The organism is Shewanella sairae, from assembly GCF_023283535.1.
Lineage (GTDB): Bacteria > Pseudomonadota > Gammaproteobacteria > Enterobacterales > Shewanellaceae > Shewanella > Shewanella sairae.
On sequence record NZ_JAKILT010000003.1, the window covers coordinates 112,192 to 130,118 of the forward strand.

The window sequence follows — 17,927 nt, forward strand, 5'->3', positions numbered from 1 at the left end:
AATTCTGCACTTAGGCTTTAGTGATCTGACAAAGCGATGCTTTGGTTTCCTGCATCTGAGTCACAGGGTCATAACCATAAGTCAATGCAGTGTTAGCTGATTCACCAATAACGTAAGGAACCGTACCTTCTGGGTAGTTAGGCGCTAAGCTTTCACCGTGCATTTCACCCGCGAAGTGGTAAGGCATCCAAGTAACACCAGGCTTAACGCGTGGAGTGACCATTGCCTTAATCTTAATACGACCACCTTCAGCACCTTCTAGCCATACTGTGTCGCCGTCACGAATGCTGCGATCTGCCGCATCAGCTGGGTTAATCTCAACAAACATCTCTTGTTGAAGTTCTGCCAACCATGGGTTTGAACGCGATTCTTCACCACCACCTTCGTACTCAACTAAACGACCAGAAGTCAGACCTAGCGGATACTTAGCTGCTGAGTCTATATCTTGAATAGTCTTGTACAGTGTTGGTAGACGGTGTACTTGCATGTCAGCATATGTTGGGTACTTAGACACAAGATCACGACGTGGCGTATATAGCGGCTCACGGTGAACGGGTACTTCGTCTGGGAATGTCCAAACAATACAGCGTGCTTTAGCGTTACCGAATGGAATACAACCGTGCTTCATTGCCACACGTTGGATACCACCAGAGATATCGGTCTTCCAGTTCTTACCTTCAGCTTCAGCTTTTTCAGCCGCAGTTAGGTCGTCCCACCAGCCAAGTTGCTTAAGCATGTCAGCTGTGAACTCTGGGTAACCGTCTTGGATTTCAGCGCCTTTAGAGTAGCTACCTTCAGCAAGTAGGTTCTTACCTTTATACTCAACACCGTAACGAGCACGGAAGTTACCACCGCCCTCAAGTACGTGTTTGTTTGTGTTATAAAGGATCTGGGTACCAGGGTGCTTCTGCTCTGGTGTACCCCAACATGGCCAAGGTAGACCGTAAGTTTCACCTTTAGCAGGGCCGCCAGCAGCTTCAAGGGTCTTGTTGCTGAATGTACCCCAGTTTTGGGTGTGTAGCTTCAAGCGTTCAGGGCTTTGACCTGACATACCAATGGTCCACATACCGCGGTTGATTTCGCGAGTAATGTCTTCAATCACTAGAACGTCATTTGCATCTTTAGCAATACGCTTAGTGTACTCATCTGCAAAACCAAGCTTTTGCGATAGACGGTACATGATCTCAAGGTCAGTTTTAGATTCGAATAAAGGCTCAATAACCTGCTCACGCCACTGTTGTGAACGGCCAGAGTTAGACACAGAACCTTGGGTTTCGAACTGGGTCGCTGCTGGTAATAGATAAACACCATTCTTACGACGGTGCATAACACCCGCCATAGTTGGGAATGGATCCACAACCACTACCGTGTCCATCTGATCAAGTGCATCACGTACGTCACGCTGACGGGTTTCAGTGTTAACTGATTGCCCCCAGAAGAACGCCATACGCACACGATCTTTCTGCGCTAGCTTCTCAGGTGTTTCTAATACACCGTCGTGCCAACGTGAACAAGGAATACCCGGCGTGTTCATTGGAATGCGGCCTAGGTATGAGTTTTGGTCGAAACGATCTTTAACCCAACCGTAATCTAGGTCCCAAACGTTACACCAGTGCTTCCAAGAACCCGTCTTAAGACCGTAGTAACCTGGTAGCGTATCGAACAATAGACCTAAGTCAGTTGCACCCTGTACGTTATCGTGACCACGGAAGATGTTAGTACCACCACCAGACACGCCCATGTTACCTAGCGCTAGCTGCAGGATACAGTAAGCACGAGTGTTAGCATTACCGACGTGATGCTGAGTACCACCCATACACCAAACAACCGTACCTGGACGGTTATCGGCCATCATTTTAGCCGCTTGGTAAACTTCTTCTTCTGTGCAGCCTGTGATGTTCTCAACTTCTTTAGGTGGGAACTTCTTTACTTCTTCACGAATCGTGTCCATTTCGAATACACGTTGTTCGATAAATGTCTTATCTTCCCAACCGTTTTCGAAGATGTGCCAAAGCATACCGTAGATGAATGGAATATCAGTACCAGGACGTAGACCACAGTGCAGATCTGCGTGAGCAGCTGTACGAGAGAAACGTGGGTCAACCACGATGATTTTAGCGTTGTTTTTCTCTTTGGCGATCAAGATATGCTGCATAGCAACTGGATGCGCTTCAGCCGGGTTTGAACCGATGAAGAAGATTGCATTAGCATTCTGGATGTCGTTGAAAGAGTTAGTTTGCGCACCATAACCCCAAGTGTTTGCAACACCGGCTACAGTGGTAGAGTGACAAATACGTGCAGAGTGGTCGACGTTGTTCGTGCCCCACATTGCCGCAAATTTACGGTACATGTAGCAGCCTTCGTTCGAGAACTTAGCGCTACCCATAAAGTAAACAGAGTCAGGACCAGATTCTTTACGAATGGTCTGCATTTGGTCGCCAACTTCGTTGTAAGCTTGCTCCCAAGAGAGTTTCTTCCACTTGCCATCAACAAGCTTCATTGGGTACTTAAGACGCTTTTCACCGTGACCATGTTCACGCAGTGCAGCACCTTTAGCACAGTGACCGCCGGCATTGAATGGGTGGTCGAAAGCTGGCTCTTGACCTGTCCATACGCCGTTTTGTACTTCTGCGTATAAACCACAACCTACCGCACACGCACTACATACAGTACGCTTAATTTCAGTTGGTGCATCATATGGCACGTCTTTGGCTTCTGCACGACGCATCATGCCGGTGCCCAACAAAGAAGCCGCTGCGATACCACCAGATGTAATACCTGCATGCTTCATAAATTGACGACGACTAAGACCTAGAGTTTTTTTCTCTGTGGCTGGTGCCGCATTGGATTTGCGAGTTAACTTCATCGCTTTAATTCTCCTAAACTATCCGCGTAAACTGTTGTAATAACTACGAATGTGTGCAGTTTCATGATAGCCATTGTCATTCTTTGAACTGACTTTAGTTTCACTTGCTTGGGCAACACTGACGCCTGTTGCGGCGATTGCGACACTTGCGGTGCCACCAATAGTCAGTGCTTTCAGCAAAGATCTGCGATTCAGATCAGGCTGTTGCTTGTTCATTCTTACTCCTGGAAGATAAGGAATACTCTCATTATAAAAATTAAGATAAACCTAATAATGCTAACGTTCACACCGACAACCACGCAGTTGTTAAGCTAATGATCCACAATGTAAAATTTGTTTACTTATTAGAGGTATCCAACAAAATTGCAGGGCTAATATAAAGAAAATTAGCTTAAGAAAAATTGATCTGAGATAGGTTAAATTTCGACTATTAGGAGGGGTAAGGCAAAAGTGTTAACTAGCGCATATTTAAAAGCGAAAAAACTGTGTAGAAAATCAAACTTACACAGATGAGTAGACTGATGATGACCCTTTAAAATTTAACAAATACAGAACATTACAGGGTTTACTTATATAAATGCTAATTATTAACATTTAAAAATCCACAGGAATATTTTTTATACAAAATACCATATCCACACTCTATTAAAGTCAGTTAGCGCAGCAAGTCGATACACAGATTTGCTACCAAAAAACAACAACCTAAAAGTGAACCTGATCGCCACATAGCTTTCTAATAGAGATAAAGCTTATATAACAAGCTGATAGTTAGTAATTTTATTGAAAGTCATTGTTAGCAATAACGTTAGTGAACTCAAATATTGATTCAATAGTTGAGAAGATATGCCATTAGAAATGGCGATAAAAACAAAAATGCCCCGACTAAGTCGAGGCATTTTTAGATGAAAGTAAAGCTAACGCTAGTCTTTATAAACTATGCTGTTATTTTCTTTAATTTCATCGTACCAAACGTTGTGATGCTGAACAGCCCAATTTTCATCACAGTAGCCAGATACCATACACTCCATACCACCCTCACTGAGTACCGTCGCCATACAAATATGAACGATAGTAAACGCGATAATAATAATGGCACTAATCGAGTGAATTAGCAGTGCAGCCATTGACGCTTCACGCGGCAAATCAAGCCCTGGTAATACTAACATTAAGCCCGAAGCTGCGATAAATAAGCCAAATAATGCTAGGCTCCAGAACCACAATTTTTCACCGGCGTTAGCAAAACCACTATCAGGGTGTTTGCCTTTAAATGGACCAAAGTTGACGTAACCACCAACCACTAAGAACCATTTTAAGTCATACATCTTGAAGGTCTGCATTGGCATCCATTTAACGATACACAATATCCATGACACGATAAAAATAGGGCTAACCCAATCGTGAACAGTTTTACTACCGTAAATCAGTGCAGCCCATAGGCCCTCACCGATGTAAGGTTGCAATACATACCGACCTAACATGATGTTAAGACCCGTGAATATCAGCGCTAAGCAAGCCGTTGCCATTATCCAGTGAATCCATAAATCAGCTTTTGACCAACGTAATACCATCTTGCCTGAAAAGCCCTTACTTAACTTTGAAGGACCATTTACTAGGTAGAAGAATAGGAACGCAGCAAATACGCCAACAACCGTAATCCCCATAACAGGAGTTAAATACTGATTGCGAACGTTTTTACCTTCGTTACCCACTACGTTAATTAATACACCCGGCTCAACACCTTCTGCCACGGTGTAACCTGACTCACCTGCTTTTACTGCACGCCAAAGATCAGCGTCACTGGTTTTAGCCGCCTGCTGTTGACTCGATTGTTCATCTGCAGCCATTGCGGAGGTGCTAAGCCCCAACCCCATTGAAAGAACCAAAGGGATAACTAGCAAAGCAAAAAGGCTGCGCAGTGATTTCATAAACATACTCACTCCTTTATTGGGCTAAAAACCAACGTTTTTAGCCCACTCAGCCTTGCTAACCAGTAGTTGGGGTGTAACCCCAAATCGTACCTGGCGCGCGTCGTGCAGCAGAACGTTCACGGAAGATATCAGATACTACACCAGCATCACCCGCCAACAGTGCTTTAGTTGCACAAAGCTCCGCACACATAGGTAGTTTACCTTCCGCAATACGGTTTGCACCGTAAAGCTTACGCTCAGCTTCAGAGAAGTCTGGCTCAGGACCACCGGCACAGAAAGTACATTTATCCATCTTACCGCGGCTACCAAAAGCATCCTTTTGTGGAAACTGTGGCGCGCCGAAAGGACAAGCATAGAAACAATAACCACAACCAATACAGGTTTCTTTATTGTGTAATACGATGCCATCTTCAGTACGGTAGAAACAATCTGCCGGACAAACTGCCATACAAGGTGCATCAGTACAGTGCATACACGCGACTGAGATTGATGCTTCACCTGGCTCACCGTCATGTAGAGTGACTACGCGACGACGTTGGATCCCCCAGCCAATGGCTGAGGCGTTTTCGTTTTTACATGCTGTGACGCAACCGTTACACTCGATGCAGCGCTTGGTGTCACATAAGAATTTCATGACTGCCATAATGGCTTATCTCCTCATCAAGTTAATTAGGCTTTGCTGACCTGACACAAGCTCGCTTTCGTCTCTTGCATCTGAGTCACAACATCATAACCATAGGTCATTACGGTATTGGCAGCTTCACCAATCACATAAGGAACCGTTCCTTCTGGATAGTTCTTCTCTAGGCTCTTGCCTTCGAATACACCCGCGAAGTGATATGGCATGAAACATTCGCCTGGCACAACTCGTGGAATGACCATAGCCTTAACAGTGATTTTCGCACCTTCTGGACTATGAACGAACACATCATCACCATCACGGATACCGCGATCAGCAGCATCAGCTGGATTGATCTCGATAAACATCTCTTGCTGAAGCTCAGCAAGCCATGGGTTAGAACGTGTTTCTTCACCACCACCTTCGTACTCAACCAAACGGCCAGTAGTAATAACTAATGGGAAGCCTTTAGTGAAATCCTGTTCCTGAATTGTTTTATACAGGGTAGGAAGTCGCGCAACCATACGGTCTTCGTAAGTTGGGTACTTAGCAACCAAGTCACGACGAGGCGTATATAGCGGCTCACGGTGTAGTGGAATATCATCAGGGAAGTTCCAAACAATACAACGCGCTTTAGCATTACCGTACGGAATACAACCGTGCTTAATAGCAACACGTTGAATACCACCAGAAATATCTGTCTTCCAGTTCTTGCCTTCTGCGTGGACTTTCTCTTCTGCAGTAAGGTCGTCCCACCAACCAAGCTGCTTAAGCATCTTGTCGGTAAACTCTGGATAGCCATCTTTGATTTCACTGCCCTTAGAGTAAGAACCTTCAGCCAAAATGTTTACACCATTATGTTCAACACCATAACGGGCACGGAAGTTACCACCACCGTTTATGACTTCACGACCTGTGCGATACAAGATCTGTGAACCTGGGTGCTTCATCTCTGGCGTACCCCAACATGGCCAAGGTAAACCGTAGGTTTCACCTTTAGCTGGGCCACCTGGTGCCTCAAGCGATTTAATATCGAACGTGCCCCAGTTTTCTTGGTGCATCTTCAGACGTTCTGGACTCTGACCTGTGTAACCAATGGTCCACATACCTTTGTTAAATTCGCGAGTCATATCTTCAATCAACGGCTCATCGCCATTAACCTTGATATGCTTACAGAATTCTTTCTCAATGCCCCACTTCTTGGCTAGCTTGTACATGATCACATGGTCAGGCTTAGACTCGAATAGCGGTTCAATGACTTGAGAACGCCACTGCAGTGAACGGTTTGAAGCAGATACTGAACCGTAAGTTTCAAACTGTGTTGCAGCAGGTAGCAAGTAAACGCCGTCGGTACGTTCGTGCATCACACCCGCCATAGTTGGGAATGGATCCACAACCACAACTGTCTTCATTTTGTTTAATGCTTCACGCACTTCACGGCCACGGGTTTCAGTGTTAACCGACTGCCCCCAGAAGAATGCCATGTGAATATTGTCTTTCTGAGCAATCTTAGACTTGTCTTCAAGTACACCATCGTGCCAACGAGAACACGGAATACCGGTTGATGTCATAGGATCTTGGCCAAGGTGTGGCTGTTGATCGAAACGGCTCTTAACCCATTCGTAATCCAAGTCCCACACGTTACACCAGTGCTTCCAAGAACCGGTCTTAAGACCGTAGTAGCCCGGTAGCGTATCAAACAATAAACCGAAGTCCGTTGCACCCTGTACGTTATCGTGACCACGGAAGATGTTAGTACCACCACCTGACACACCCATGTTACCAAGGGCAAGCTGTAGGATACAGTAAGCACGAGTATTGGCATTACCCACGTGGTGCTGAGTACCACCCATACACCAAACAACTGTACCCGGCTTAGTTTCTGCCAGTAGCTTAGCTACGCGGTACATCTGCTCTTCAGTCGCACCGACAATGTTAGCCACTTCAGCTGGAGGATACTTCTTCACCTCTTCGCGGATACGTTCCATACCGTAAACACGCTGGTCGATGAAGGTTTGATCTTCCCAGCTGTTCTCAAAGATGTGCCATAACAAACCATAAATGAAAGGAATATCCGTACCTGGACGAATATGCACGAACTCGTCAGACTTAGCTGCAGTTCGGGTGAAACGAGGGTCGACAACGATAATTTTCGCGCCGCGCTCTTTGCCTTCCAAGATATGTTGCATCGCAACAGGGTGAGCTTCACAAGGGTTAGAACCGATAAACATCATCGCTTTAGCGTTACGAATATCGTTAAACGAGTTAGTTTGCGCACCATAGCCCCAAGTGTTTGCAACACCGGCTACAGTGGTAGAGTGACAAATACGTGCAGAGTGGTCGACATTGTTGGTGCCCCACATTGCCGCAAATTTGCGGTACATATAAGCTTGTTCGTTAGAGAACTTGGCACTACCCATGAAGAATACTGAGTCAGGACCCGATTCTTTACGAATATCGAGTGCTTGTTGACCTACTTCTTCAATTGCTTGTTCCCATGAAAGGCGCTTCCACTTGCCGCCTTCTAACTTCATTGGATACTTAAGACGCTTCTCACCGTGACCGTGTTCACGCAGCGCAGCACCTTTTGCACAGTGTCCACCAGCGTTAAACGGGTGATCGAATGCTGGCTCCTGACCTGTCCATACGCCATTTTGAACTTCGGCATAAACACCACAGCCTACAGAGCAGTGAGAACAGATAGTACGTTTAGTTTCGGTGGGGGTGTCGTGGGGAATATCTTTTGCTTCTGCTTTGCGCATCATTCCTGCGCCTAGCATTGATGCCGCTGCAATACCGCCTGTCGCGAGGCTCGCGGACTTGAGGAATTGGCGACGGTTTAAACCTAAAACTGCTTTATTGCTTGCAGCAGCTTGGTCTGTTTTGCGGGTTAATCGCATCACACTCTCCTTTAATTATTTACTGCGCAGTGTGTCGTAATAACTACGAACATGGTCAGACTCTTGGTAGCCGGTCCCTTTTTTGGCAACTGGCGTTGCTTCAGGTTCTGCGGCAAGAGCTTGTCCACTTGCAGTTGCAACTGCGCCAGCCGCACTGCCTATTGCCAATGCTTTAAGCAATTGACGACGGCCCATGTCGGAAGCTTGCTTCTTCATAGTGTCTCCTTAGATTTCCTAAAATTAAGATAAATTGCTTATCACTAAACTCTCTATCCAGTTCTTGTTGGGCGCTTATTAATAAGACTCCCATTTTTTGTCTATGTCAGCTCAGGTCTATCGATGAACAAAACACTCTGAACTGACATAAATCTAAACCTCTACCAGTCGCGCTTAAGACGCTAACTCATTGGTAGATGGCTCAATCTTTTCTACACTTTCCGCTTCGCTGCCTGGGCAGTTAACCGGAATGTTTAGACTTAACTGTTCAAACTCTTTCGCTTCAATCACGAAGAATGCTTTAGCAAGTTGAGCCACTGTTGCATAGAAAGCTGCACTTGGCGCCTTAGCTAAGCTATCGCAGAAGCGCTCAATCCAGCTACCCATGTGGCGCTGATAAAACGCAAGCTGACGGTAGCCAGGTGCTTCTAAAATCAAGGTGCCCATTACTTCACAAAGTGCAGCAACGTGATCTTCTGGCTCTTTTACTTCTTCTTCACGCTCAAAACCTAATTGCATTAGGTCATTACGTAGTAGTGCTAATGGCTTATCCATCAACGAGCCAGTCATAAACCAGCTGCCGTAAGGCAGGATTTCGCCACAACCAACACCAAGGAATACGTTAAAGTACTCATCTTCAAGCTGCTCATCACTGAATTGCTGTGCGGCTAATTTAAGTCCAACCCAAGCTTTAGTCATATCGCTGTCGTCATCAGCATCAATTTCTAAGCCCGATAAGAACGCAAGCAACTCAGGGCTTGGTTGGCGACGTAATAACGCTGCTAGCAACTGATAAATATCGGCTCTTAGCTGATCGTTTTCTGAAACTTCTCTTACTAATTCGGTCATGGTTAAACTCTTATCGCAGTTGCTTTTCAGGATCTTGAAGAATGTCTTCAAACATGTCTTTAACTCGACAGTCACCACACATCTTTAAACGGTCTGTGTTGGCACTGAAGGCACTGTGGGTTCCAACCACATCTAACATCCGTTTCACCATGGATTGCGTTGCGAACGGTGTGCCGCAAGTAATACATTCGAACGGGGCTTCCTCATGCAGGGTTTGACGCTCCTGACGCGCAGCTTTATCGAGATTAACCTGAGGCGTTAAGCTGATAACGTTCTCAGGACAGGCTGTTTCACATAATCCACACTGCACACAATTTTGCTCAACAAAGTGCAATGCAGGACGGTCACCACCGTCTGTTAATGCCCAAGTAGGACAAGTCGCCACACAAGACATACACAAGGTACAGTTCTCGGTGTTAACGCTCACTTGACCGTATGGAATATTACTTTGAGACAAACAGGTATCAACCGATGCAGCTTGTTCATTTAGATGATCGATTGCGTTGTAAATGGTTTCACGCTTAGTGGTTGCAGCAAATTCAGCAGGCACAATCACTGGCCAGCTTGCACTGGTGTTTAGCAACTCAGATAACTCACTCGCCCCCGCTTCAGTCAAATGCGCTTCAGTGATTAGGCTAATGCGTTGTGGCTGACCCATTTCATCAAGGATGTCGTTAGCTAGTGAAAGCTCACCGTTCAGCATCTGCGTCAGTGTTGGTGCAGTTACATCTGTTTGCAGCACCAAAATTTGACGTGCGCCCCATGCTAGAGCAGAGAACCAATGATCCATGCTCGCAACCGTGATCTCTTCCATTTCGATTGGAATGATTTCACCCGCAAGTGCGTCAGTCACTAACTGTGCGCCTTTGCCCATATCATGGAAAAGAATAACCGGTGCAACCTGCGCTTCTGCGCGGAACTTAGTCACTAGTTTTTGCAAGTATGTATGCATAGCTTGCGGTGTTGGCAAGTCATAACTAATTGCGCCTGTTGGACAAGCATTAGTACAACTACCAGCGCCATGACAAAGGTATGGGTCTATTTCAATCTTCTTTGCAACACTTGAAATCGCGTCTGCAGGGCAGAAGTTTAAGCAACGGGTGCAGCCTTCATTACCATTACGGTTATGAGCACAGATGTCGCTGTTGATTTTCACGTAACGTGGCTTATCAAATGAACCGATAAGATCCGGCAACTGTTCAAGCGCATCAGCCAGCTTAGCTTTATCTTGACCCACATAGAAGTAGCCTGGCGGCAGCATTTCTAGATTGATGCATGGGCTCATGCTCAAATCAAGGATCAAGTCGAAGTGGGCTTTACGAATAGCCACAGTGCTAAGTTCTGCACTGCCGTTATCGTGTTCAACCTTAACTTGGAACTGGCCTAGGAAACCTTTGATTTCGATTAGCTTGTTGTAATAACTTTCTACGTTTTCAGCAGCATTCATTACTTTTTCAAGGTGATCTTCATCTTGGCTGGTGATTGGCTCATTGGCCAAAATCGCGCACTGACCCATGCTGGACAATTTGTCTGCCGCTAGGCGTGCCAAATCTTCCGGGCCGATGACCAAGACGTTGCCTTCGGTGGTGTAGCTAACGGTCGGCGGGATCAGGTTTTGAATCACCTGAGTGCCAGCAAGGACCTTTTGACGAACCTCTTTGAGTCCGACTTGCGTTTCACTATTGCTCACATTGCGTTCCTGAACAGTTCTTTGGCTGCTTCCGTATACGAGTATCGCTGTTCTCATCATGCCTATCTTGGCATCAGCTTTTTATTACTCACTAATACAGCAATTCACATACCAAATTTATGGAATTAAAAATACTCTATAGTGACGTTAAACAACTTTTCCAGTTGGCACATCGCTGCTTTTTGGTTCATTTTGGGACAAGCTATCTTGCTGACCGTCCAAAATGTCCGATACTGCTTCGGTATCACTTAAGGCTTCATTTTCAACAGAATTTTCTGCCGCAATCATCTCATCTGAAGGGGCTAATTCTTCCTGCTCCAATGGCTCTTCATCTTTAACCATATGACGGAAGACTTTCTTAGCAATTTCCGCTGACACGTCAGGCGTCAGCAAGGGTTGATTACTGTAATCCAATGCATATTCGAGTAAGCCATCAATCTCATTATAGTGAGGCTGCTTCCAAAGCGCTTTTAGTGCTGCAGACTTAGTCGCGGGATCAACATTGGCGCCCATAAAGCTAGCAAAGCTGCCACCCACTTCAATTTTCTCAGGATCAGGTAGATCTTCAGCAGTCAAAATTCTATCTGGCTCAGCTTCGGCTTTGGTGTCGTCAGTTGCTTGTGTTGAGTCGTTTTCAGCAACTTGCTCTGCTTCAGCTTGTTTTTGCGCTGCTAACGCCTGCTCTTCAGCCAGTTTTTGTGCAGCCGCTTCTGCCGCAGCCACTTCAGCTTCCCCCTCAGCTTCTACCTGCTGCTTGCGCAGGTTCCAGCGAGATAAAAAGCCGCTCATAATCTATCTTCCGTATGGTTGGTACTTGGACCTTCATTCTTGCGGCGGTTGACATGCTTACGGCGATGCGCGCAAATCTCAACTTCACCATGACGGGTAATAAAGGCTTCAATCCAACAAGCGATAGCTTTTGGCATAGGAATGTTTAGCACTGGCGTGTCGGCTTCTAGACAACCTGCAGCGACATTTTGGTCTGCAGAAATAGCGACAGGCTTCCACTCGCCATCTTCAGTTTCGTCACAGACGATGTAAAGCATGGCGTTATCCATATCAATATTGATACGGTAACTACCACGCTCATCTTTATGTAGCTCAAGTAGGACTAGGTTGGCACCTGCAGGTGCGGCGTGGGTAGCTGGAAGCATTTGTTCTACCTCCCACTGTACTGAGGTCCATCTTCCGACTTGCTTCTCTATCTTTTTAAGAGAAACGTACATTGGCCATTGGCTTTCGGTATGTTGCATTCAGTCTCCGTCTTGCCTGAGGTGGCTGCCGACATAGCAGTCCCACTAAATAAAATTCTCCTATAAGTTAAAGCAATATATGTGCCATACAATATCAATTAAATAGTTTGAACTAGATCAAGTATTCCAAGCAAAGACTAGGACATTTTGTCTAAATAGCAATTATAGGTAGGACATAAAAGGGCGACCCTAGCTACAAAAATGTGATCTACCACTAAGTTTAACTCCCTATACATTTAGGTATAGATATTGCTTAGTATTGGACGCATTTATTTCCTTTATCAGACGATGGCTCATATGACAGCACACAAAAGCAATCCAAAATTAATTAAAACCGACACCGATGTGCCTCTTACTATCGCGGTTACAGCCATCAATGAGAATGGCGAAAAAGTGGATAAATTCATTGCTTGTGAACGCCCCCTTACTGTGTATCTAAACTGGCAACCTATTGTGACCTTAATGACCTTGGGCGCCCGTGCAGAAGCGCTATCTTTAGGCTACCTAAAGAATCAAGGGTTTATATCTGATATCAACAAGTTAGAATCGGTTATTGTTGACTGGGATGTAAATTCTGCGGCCATCATCACCTCAGAAAAAATAGAAAACTTAGACGAAAAACTGTCTGAAAAAACTGTTACCACAGGCTGTGGTCAAGGCACGGTTTACGGTGATTTCATGACAGGCTTGGATGATATTGATTTGCCAACGCCACAACTCAAGCAAAGCATGATCTACAGCCTACTAAAAAATATCAGTGCATATAATGAAACCTATAAAAATGCCGGTGCTGTTCACGGTTGCGGTTTATGCCACCAAGATCAAATTGTTGGTTTTGTTGAAGATGTTGGCCGTCACAATGCTGTTGACACATTAGCAGGCGAAATGTGGCTTAACCAAGATACAGGTAACGATAAACTGTTTTATACCACAGGTCGCTTAACCTCAGAGATGGTTATTAAAGTGGCCAAAATGGGCATCCCAGTGGTGTTGTCTCGCAGTGGTGCAACCCAAATGGGGCTAGAACTGGCTCAAAAGCTTGGAATTACCATGATAGCTCGCGCCAAAGGTCGCCACTTCTTAATTTATAACGGTGCAGAGAATATAGAATTTGATGCACTTTCTTAAGCCATACAACCTAAAGACCACCATAAATAGCGTGACAAGGATTAATAATGACTGAGCCGACTGAACTGATCTATATGAGTGCCAAACAGGTATCTGAGTACCTAGATCTCAATGAAAAGAAAGTCTACTCAATGGCCAATGATCGCATTCTACCCGCCACTAAAATTACCGGTAAATGGTTGTTCCCTAAGATATTGATCGATAGGTGGGTAATGGACTCATGCCACAGCGGTATGTTGTCAGACCGAATGCACATTACCGGTAGTGACGATCCGCTATTGTCTATGCTTGTGGCAAGAATGATGTCACAGGTTGGCAAAAGTGAACTTATTAGTTACAGCTCAACTGGCTCACGCTTAGGTCTAGATCTACTGTCTCGCGGTTATGCTGATGTGTGTACTTTACATTGGGGCAGCGTGGAAGAGCGCAGCGTGCGTCATCCAGCATTATTACAGGGCTACGCTAATCATCAACAATGGGTAATGGTCCACGGCTATACGCGTAAACAAGGCTTGATGATGCGTCCTGATATGCATCACCGTTGCCAAGAATTGGACAAAGTGTCGCAACAGTCATGGCGCTGGGTTGCGCGCCAAGCGGGTGCGGGTAGTCAACAACACCTTGAGCAATGGTTAATGAAGCAAGGCGCTTCTTTTGAAGAGTTGAACTCGAGCATTGTGGCTCAAAGTGAACGCGAACTGGCTGGTTACATTGCCCGTAACAATGCCGATATTGGTTTTGGTTGTCAGTCGGTGGCACTAGAAAGTGGGCTTAGCTTTGTACCGTTAGTCACTGAATCATTTGATTTTGTTATGCCGCAGGGCATTTACTTTAGACGTCAGCTACAGCGACTATTTAACTTGCTTGCCGAGCCACAAACTCAGCAACTAGCAGCAACGTTAGGTGGGTATGACTTAACCGATTGCGGTAAGTTACTGTGGAACGGGCACTAAGCAAACATTAAAAAGGCTTACATTGGGTGCCTTGGTGAAATACGATTTGCCATATATCCTGATGTTTACGCCAAATAGAGCTGCGGATAGAAAAGCTGGTGATATTATCATCAGCTTTTTTTAATTTGGCCCGGTAAGTAACCTGGCAAACCCCATCAACAATTTCTCTAACGGCAAACTGACTTGTCTCAATAGTAGGTGAGCGCTCATCCGGTAATCTCGCTAACACTTCGCCTTTACCAAAACTACAGCCCGTGGCAGCAAATTCAATGAAGTCGTCACTTATTAAGCGATCTAACTCCGCATATGAGCTGCGCACCTCTGGCTTTTGCAAGTAAAGCTCTAATTCAACAAGCAAGTTTTCCAGTTTGAAATTCACAATAGACCCTACTCTTACCCAAGAATATGACTTCCTATAAGTCTAGGATAGGTTTAGGCTTTTTGAAATATCGTAAAAGCTTAATACACTTACTAAAATAATCGAGAACATCGATGTACTACTGCGCATCTCTATATTTTTGCCAAAGCTCTCTTTGGGCTAACCCCATAAAAGTCCATGCCAGCACCCGAGTGACTTTATTGCCCTGATGCATTTCAATCTCTTTAACTTCTTCTGCCTTTACGGTTTTCAATAACGCTTTGGCAGGTTTAAGATTTTCTTTTTTAGAAACCAAGGTGGTAAACCATAAGCACTGGTTCGCAAACTGACAGCTCTCAGTAATCATCGTCTTTAAAAATGCTTGCTCACCACCATCACACCACAACTCCGCTTTTTGACCACCAAAATTAAGAAGTGGATCAAGCTTATTATCAGCAGAATGTTTTGGCTTATCAGTCCCTTTGGTTATTTTATTAGCGGCAAGATTTTTAAGCTTGCGCGCTGTTCCTTCACTTGCTTCAGCTAATGACCCATGAAAAGGAGGATTACACATTGTTAGATCAAAACGCTCATCTCTGTTAATGATCCCACGAAAGACCTGCTTGGCATCTTGCTGCAATCTCGCTTCAAAGCGATCTTCGAGCAGTGGATTATAAGTAAAGATGTGGTTCGCATTATCGATTGAGATAGGATCTACATCGCTAGCAACAAAACTCCAGCCATATGATTGGATCCCTAACAGAGGGTAAATAACATTTGCCCCAGTACCTATATCTAACACCTTGACTCTAGGGCCCTTAGGCACTCGCTTTTTATTAGTCTTTTTAACCGCCAGTAGATCAGCAGCATGATGAATATAATCAGCTCTTCCTGGAATTGGCGGACATAAAAACCCTTGCGGAATATCCCAATTCTGGATGTCGTAATGCAATTTAAGCAAGGCAGCATTAAGCATTTTAACCGCCAAAGGATCGGCGAAATCTATCGATAAATTGCCGTAAGGATTAGGCTTAATATGCGGCTTAAGTGTTGGAAATACTTCTGCTAATGCTGGAAAGTCATAGCCATTATTATGAAGATTTCGCTGATGAAGCGCTTTACTAGGCTGCGCTTTAAGCGCTGAATGCGCAGCTTTAACTGCAGCAGGAGCCTTAGCTTGAGCACTTCTCGCTTTGTGCAGGTTTACACGCTTAGATTGATTACGCTTATCGTTGTTCATCTTTATATACCGTCAGTCGCTAGAAAGTTTGCAAGCACCTAGGTATTTGCTCTTGTGATTAATCATATAAATATTTAGTGAACAGCAAGTTCACAACGAGCGTCTCGCCGGTTTCTTGTTGTAAGAGCTGATTTATCTTTTCATAACATTCGCGGCGGATCTGCTCTTTACCGGTTAACGATTTCACTTTATCTTCAGTCTGATTGCCGAGTATCTCTACAATTGCAGCTCTTAATAATGGATCATGCCTTTCTAAACTCACCAGCTGTTCAGGTTTTTTCACCATCAGTTCTACGCTGATCCTCACATAGCCTAGCTTTTTTCGAGTAGAGATATAGTTAGTAACGATTTCAGGCTCAAAACCATAATATGCATATTCTGCTAACTCTTTCTTATCTGATGCTAATACGGTAAAACTGCTACATAAGGTAATCAGCAATGCGGCTATTATTTTATTCATCTTTAAACTTACTCCCTAGTCGATAATCGATGAGATAGCTTCTCAATCCATGGGTTTATACTCTAAGGGCTGCATTCTAAGTAGACTATATCTACCTGCTGCAGCACGAGCATGCTAGACTGCTTCGGTTTGCTGTATTGTACCGAGAATTAGATGACTGTGACTAGGTTAAGCTTTCCTTATGGTGAATCAATCCAATGGTTTTCACCAAATAACATCACCGATTTACCCACGCAGCCTTTCAAAGAGTGGTTGTTAAGCACTTGCAGTTTAACGAAAAAACTCAAGCTGCACTGCAGTCAATTTGAAGTAAAAGTACTTGGCGAAGACAGCTTGGTCGCCCCAATTGATGAAGAGCTAAGCAGCGATAAAATTTGGGTTAGAGAAGTACTGCTGATCTTAGATGGCACTCCATGGATATTTGCCCGAACGCTAATCCCTGGAAGATTACTCGATAAAAAACAAGACTTTTTAGACTTAGGTGATAGGCCTTTAGGTGAATTACTCTACTCTGCAGATGAATTTGTACCGGGCAGAATCGAAGTTGCTCACTTTGAGGCTTGCAGCAAAATAGCCAAACTCGCTGAATCTCTACAACAAGATGTCAGTCAGCCACTTTGGGGACGCAGGCGCTATTTTCAATATCAGTCTGAGCAGTTGGTCGTTAGTGAGGTATTTTTACCCGCCGCACAACATGCTATTGAGCAACTAAGCTAAGCGTTATTTATACAATTAAAAACGCCTACGGTGGGCGTTTTATACCAAAGGCTAAACCCAGCGCCCAGCCAATCGAGCTAAGCTATTCATTTATAGCCCGGTATGGCTAATATAATTAGCGACGCCATCAAGGAACATTTGCACCGAGATCATCACCAGCACCATGCCCATCAATCGCTCAACGGCAGTGAGACCTTTCTCACCCAGAACTTTAGTAAACAGCTTATAGAACAATAGAATTACTGCGCTGGCTCCCCATGCCGATAACAAGGCTATAGTCCAGTCTGTCATGCGGGTATTGTCGGTATGGGCCAGTAAAATGAGTGCCGCTAACACCGAAGGGCCAGCCATTAACGGAATCGCCATGGGTACAATAAACGGCTCTTCACCGGCTGCTAAGCCAACCACCCCGCCGGGTTGCGGAAAGATCATCCGAATCGCAATAAGAAACAGAATAATACCGCCCGCAATACTCACCGACTCGGTACGCAGGTTAAGGAAACTTAAAATCGCTTCACCTGCAAACAAAAACAGCATCATAATCACCAACGCGATAAGCAGTTCGCGGATCAATACTCGTCGGCGTTTTTTAGGTTCAATATGGCGTAATATAGACGCAAAGATAGGTAAGTTACCTAGCGGGTCCATAATAAGAAATAACATGACTGCTGCTGAGAAAGTATCCATAGATAAATGATTCTAATCGCTGTAAAAGGTAATGTTCTATAATGCGTTATCGGTAAACTAACA

17 protein-coding genes are annotated in these 17,927 nt (G+C 44.8%); 3 read left to right on the forward strand and 14 right to left on the reverse strand.

Annotation, left to right across the window (positions count from 1 at the left end; translation table 11 throughout):
• Positions 1-10: 10 nt before the first annotated feature.
• The 10 genes from L2748_RS02085 to L2748_RS02130 form a co-directional block, all read right to left on the reverse strand.
• The gene (locus tag L2748_RS02085; protein WP_220779770.1) at positions 11-2,866 is read right to left on the reverse strand and encodes a formate dehydrogenase subunit alpha; all 2,856 of its coding nucleotides are present in this window, start codon (positions 2,864-2,866) and stop codon (positions 11-13) included.
• Positions 2,867-2,884: 18 nt separating this feature from the next.
• Positions 2,885-3,082, reverse strand: coding sequence for a twin-arginine translocation signal domain-containing protein (locus L2748_RS02090; RefSeq protein WP_220762260.1), 198 nt, complete (start codon positions 3,080-3,082; stop codon positions 2,885-2,887).
• A 704-nt stretch (positions 3,083-3,786) separates the two neighbouring features.
• Entirely contained in the window at positions 3,787-4,797 is a 1,011-nt protein-coding gene (locus L2748_RS02095) for a formate dehydrogenase subunit gamma (RefSeq protein ID WP_220779768.1), read from the reverse strand.
• A 52-nt stretch (positions 4,798-4,849) separates the two neighbouring features.
• On the reverse strand, positions 4,850-5,437 hold the full coding sequence (gene fdh3B / locus L2748_RS02100) for a formate dehydrogenase FDH3 subunit beta (RefSeq protein WP_220779766.1): 588 nt from the start codon (positions 5,435-5,437) through the stop codon (positions 4,850-4,852).
• 26 nt (positions 5,438-5,463) lie between these two features.
• Positions 5,464-8,313, reverse strand: coding sequence for a formate dehydrogenase subunit alpha (locus tag L2748_RS02105; RefSeq protein WP_220779764.1), 2,850 nt, complete (start codon positions 8,311-8,313; stop codon positions 5,464-5,466).
• A 15-nt stretch (positions 8,314-8,328) separates the two neighbouring features.
• Positions 8,329-8,529 (reverse strand): twin-arginine translocation signal domain-containing protein, encoded by a 201-nt coding sequence (locus L2748_RS02110; protein ID WP_220762252.1) that lies wholly within the window; start codon positions 8,527-8,529, stop codon positions 8,329-8,331.
• A gap of 174 nt (positions 8,530-8,703) precedes the next feature.
• Positions 8,704-9,378: a TorD/DmsD family molecular chaperone gene (locus L2748_RS02115; RefSeq protein WP_220779763.1), complete on the reverse strand. Its 675-nt coding sequence runs from the start codon at positions 9,376-9,378 to the stop codon at positions 8,704-8,706.
• A gap of 10 nt (positions 9,379-9,388) precedes the next feature.
• Positions 9,389-11,068 (reverse strand): 4Fe-4S binding protein, encoded by a 1,680-nt coding sequence (locus L2748_RS02120; protein ID WP_220779757.1) that lies wholly within the window; start codon positions 11,066-11,068, stop codon positions 9,389-9,391.
• Between the two features lie 147 nt (positions 11,069-11,215).
• Entirely contained in the window at positions 11,216-11,857 is a 642-nt protein-coding gene (locus L2748_RS02125; protein ID WP_220779755.1) for a DUF3306 domain-containing protein, read from the reverse strand.
• On the reverse strand, positions 11,854-12,321 hold the full coding sequence (locus L2748_RS02130; RefSeq protein ID WP_220779753.1) for a DUF3305 domain-containing protein: 468 nt from the start codon (positions 12,319-12,321) through the stop codon (positions 11,854-11,856). Before L2748_RS02130 ends, L2748_RS02125 begins: the two co-directional genes overlap by 4 nt.
• A 297-nt stretch (positions 12,322-12,618) precedes the next feature.
• On the opposite strand from L2748_RS02130, the gene L2748_RS02135 reads away from it, so the two are divergent.
• On the forward strand, positions 12,619-13,449 hold the full coding sequence (locus L2748_RS02135) for a formate dehydrogenase accessory sulfurtransferase FdhD (RefSeq protein ID WP_220779745.1): 831 nt from the start codon (positions 12,619-12,621) through the stop codon (positions 13,447-13,449).
• A gap of 47 nt (positions 13,450-13,496) precedes the next feature.
• Positions 13,497-14,402, forward strand: coding sequence for a helix-turn-helix transcriptional regulator (locus L2748_RS02140; RefSeq protein WP_220779743.1), 906 nt, complete (start codon positions 13,497-13,499; stop codon positions 14,400-14,402).
• Between the two features lie 7 nt (positions 14,403-14,409).
• Here the strand turns inward: L2748_RS02140 and L2748_RS02145 are convergent, their stop codons facing one another.
• The 3 genes from L2748_RS02145 to L2748_RS02155 all read right to left on the reverse strand — a co-directional run bounded on the left by L2748_RS02145 (position 14,410) and on the right by L2748_RS02155 (position 16,460).
• A complete protein-coding gene (locus tag L2748_RS02145) occupies positions 14,410-14,781 on the reverse strand; it encodes a nuclear transport factor 2 family protein (protein ID WP_220779741.1) in 372 nt (123 codons plus the stop codon).
• A 118-nt stretch (positions 14,782-14,899) separates the two neighbouring features.
• The gene (gene rlmF / locus L2748_RS02150) at positions 14,900-16,000 is read right to left on the reverse strand and encodes a 23S rRNA (adenine(1618)-N(6))-methyltransferase RlmF (RefSeq protein WP_220779739.1); all 1,101 of its coding nucleotides are present in this window, start codon (positions 15,998-16,000) and stop codon (positions 14,900-14,902) included.
• A gap of 58 nt (positions 16,001-16,058) precedes the next feature.
• Positions 16,059-16,460 carry a flagellar basal body-associated protein FliL gene (locus L2748_RS02155; protein WP_220779737.1) on the reverse strand — a complete coding sequence of 134 codons (402 nt, stop codon included), beginning with the start codon at positions 16,458-16,460 and terminating at the stop codon, positions 16,059-16,061.
• Between the two features lie 153 nt (positions 16,461-16,613).
• Here L2748_RS02155 and L2748_RS02160 point away from each other — a divergent pair, with 153 nt between their 5' ends.
• Positions 16,614-17,177 (forward strand): chorismate--pyruvate lyase family protein, encoded by a 564-nt coding sequence (locus L2748_RS02160; protein ID WP_220779735.1) that lies wholly within the window; start codon positions 16,614-16,616, stop codon positions 17,175-17,177.
• A gap of 90 nt (positions 17,178-17,267) precedes the next feature.
• Here the strand turns inward: L2748_RS02160 and L2748_RS02165 are convergent, their stop codons facing one another.
• On the reverse strand, positions 17,268-17,864 hold the full coding sequence (locus L2748_RS02165) for a YhgN family NAAT transporter (protein WP_220779727.1): 597 nt from the start codon (positions 17,862-17,864) through the stop codon (positions 17,268-17,270).
• Between the last annotated feature and the right edge of the window lie 63 nt (positions 17,865-17,927).

Bases quoted from the DNA above. Each gene is read 5' to 3' on its own strand.
- L2748_RS02130 (WP_220779753.1), bottom strand. From the start codon at position 12,321: ATGCAACATACCGAAAGCCAATGGCCAATGTACGTTTCTCTTAAAAAG.
- L2748_RS02125 (WP_220779755.1), bottom strand. From the start codon at position 11,857: ATGAGCGGCTTTTTATCTCGCTGGAACCTGCGCAAGCAGCAGGTAGAA.
- L2748_RS02165 (WP_220779727.1), bottom strand. From the start codon at position 17,864: ATGGATACTTTCTCAGCAGCAGTCATGTTATTTCTTATTATGGACCCG.
- L2748_RS02135 (WP_220779745.1), top strand. From the start codon at position 12,619: ATGACAGCACACAAAAGCAATCCAAAATTAATTAAAACCGACACCGAT.
- L2748_RS02105 (WP_220779764.1), bottom strand. From the start codon at position 8,313: ATGCGATTAACCCGCAAAACAGACCAAGCTGCTGCAAGCAATAAAGCA.
- L2748_RS02155 (WP_220779737.1), bottom strand. From the start codon at position 16,460: ATGAATAAAATAATAGCCGCATTGCTGATTACCTTATGTAGCAGTTTT.
- L2748_RS02115 (WP_220779763.1), bottom strand. From the start codon at position 9,378: ATGACCGAATTAGTAAGAGAAGTTTCAGAAAACGATCAGCTAAGAGCC.
- L2748_RS02090 (WP_220762260.1), bottom strand. From the start codon at position 3,082: ATGAACAAGCAACAGCCTGATCTGAATCGCAGATCTTTGCTGAAAGCA.
- L2748_RS02160 (WP_220779735.1), top strand. From the start codon at position 16,614: ATGACTGTGACTAGGTTAAGCTTTCCTTATGGTGAATCAATCCAATGG.
- L2748_RS02085 (WP_220779770.1), bottom strand. From the start codon at position 2,866: ATGAAGTTAACTCGCAAATCCAATGCGGCACCAGCCACAGAGAAAAAA.
- L2748_RS02140 (WP_220779743.1), top strand. From the start codon at position 13,497: ATGACTGAGCCGACTGAACTGATCTATATGAGTGCCAAACAGGTATCT.
- L2748_RS02095 (WP_220779768.1), bottom strand. From the start codon at position 4,797: ATGTTTATGAAATCACTGCGCAGCCTTTTTGCTTTGCTAGTTATCCCT.
- rlmF (WP_220779739.1), bottom strand. From the start codon at position 16,000: ATGAACAACGATAAGCGTAATCAATCTAAGCGTGTAAACCTGCACAAA.
- fdh3B (WP_220779766.1), bottom strand. From the start codon at position 5,437: ATGGCAGTCATGAAATTCTTATGTGACACCAAGCGCTGCATCGAGTGT.
- L2748_RS02110 (WP_220762252.1), bottom strand. From the start codon at position 8,529: ATGAAGAAGCAAGCTTCCGACATGGGCCGTCGTCAATTGCTTAAAGCA.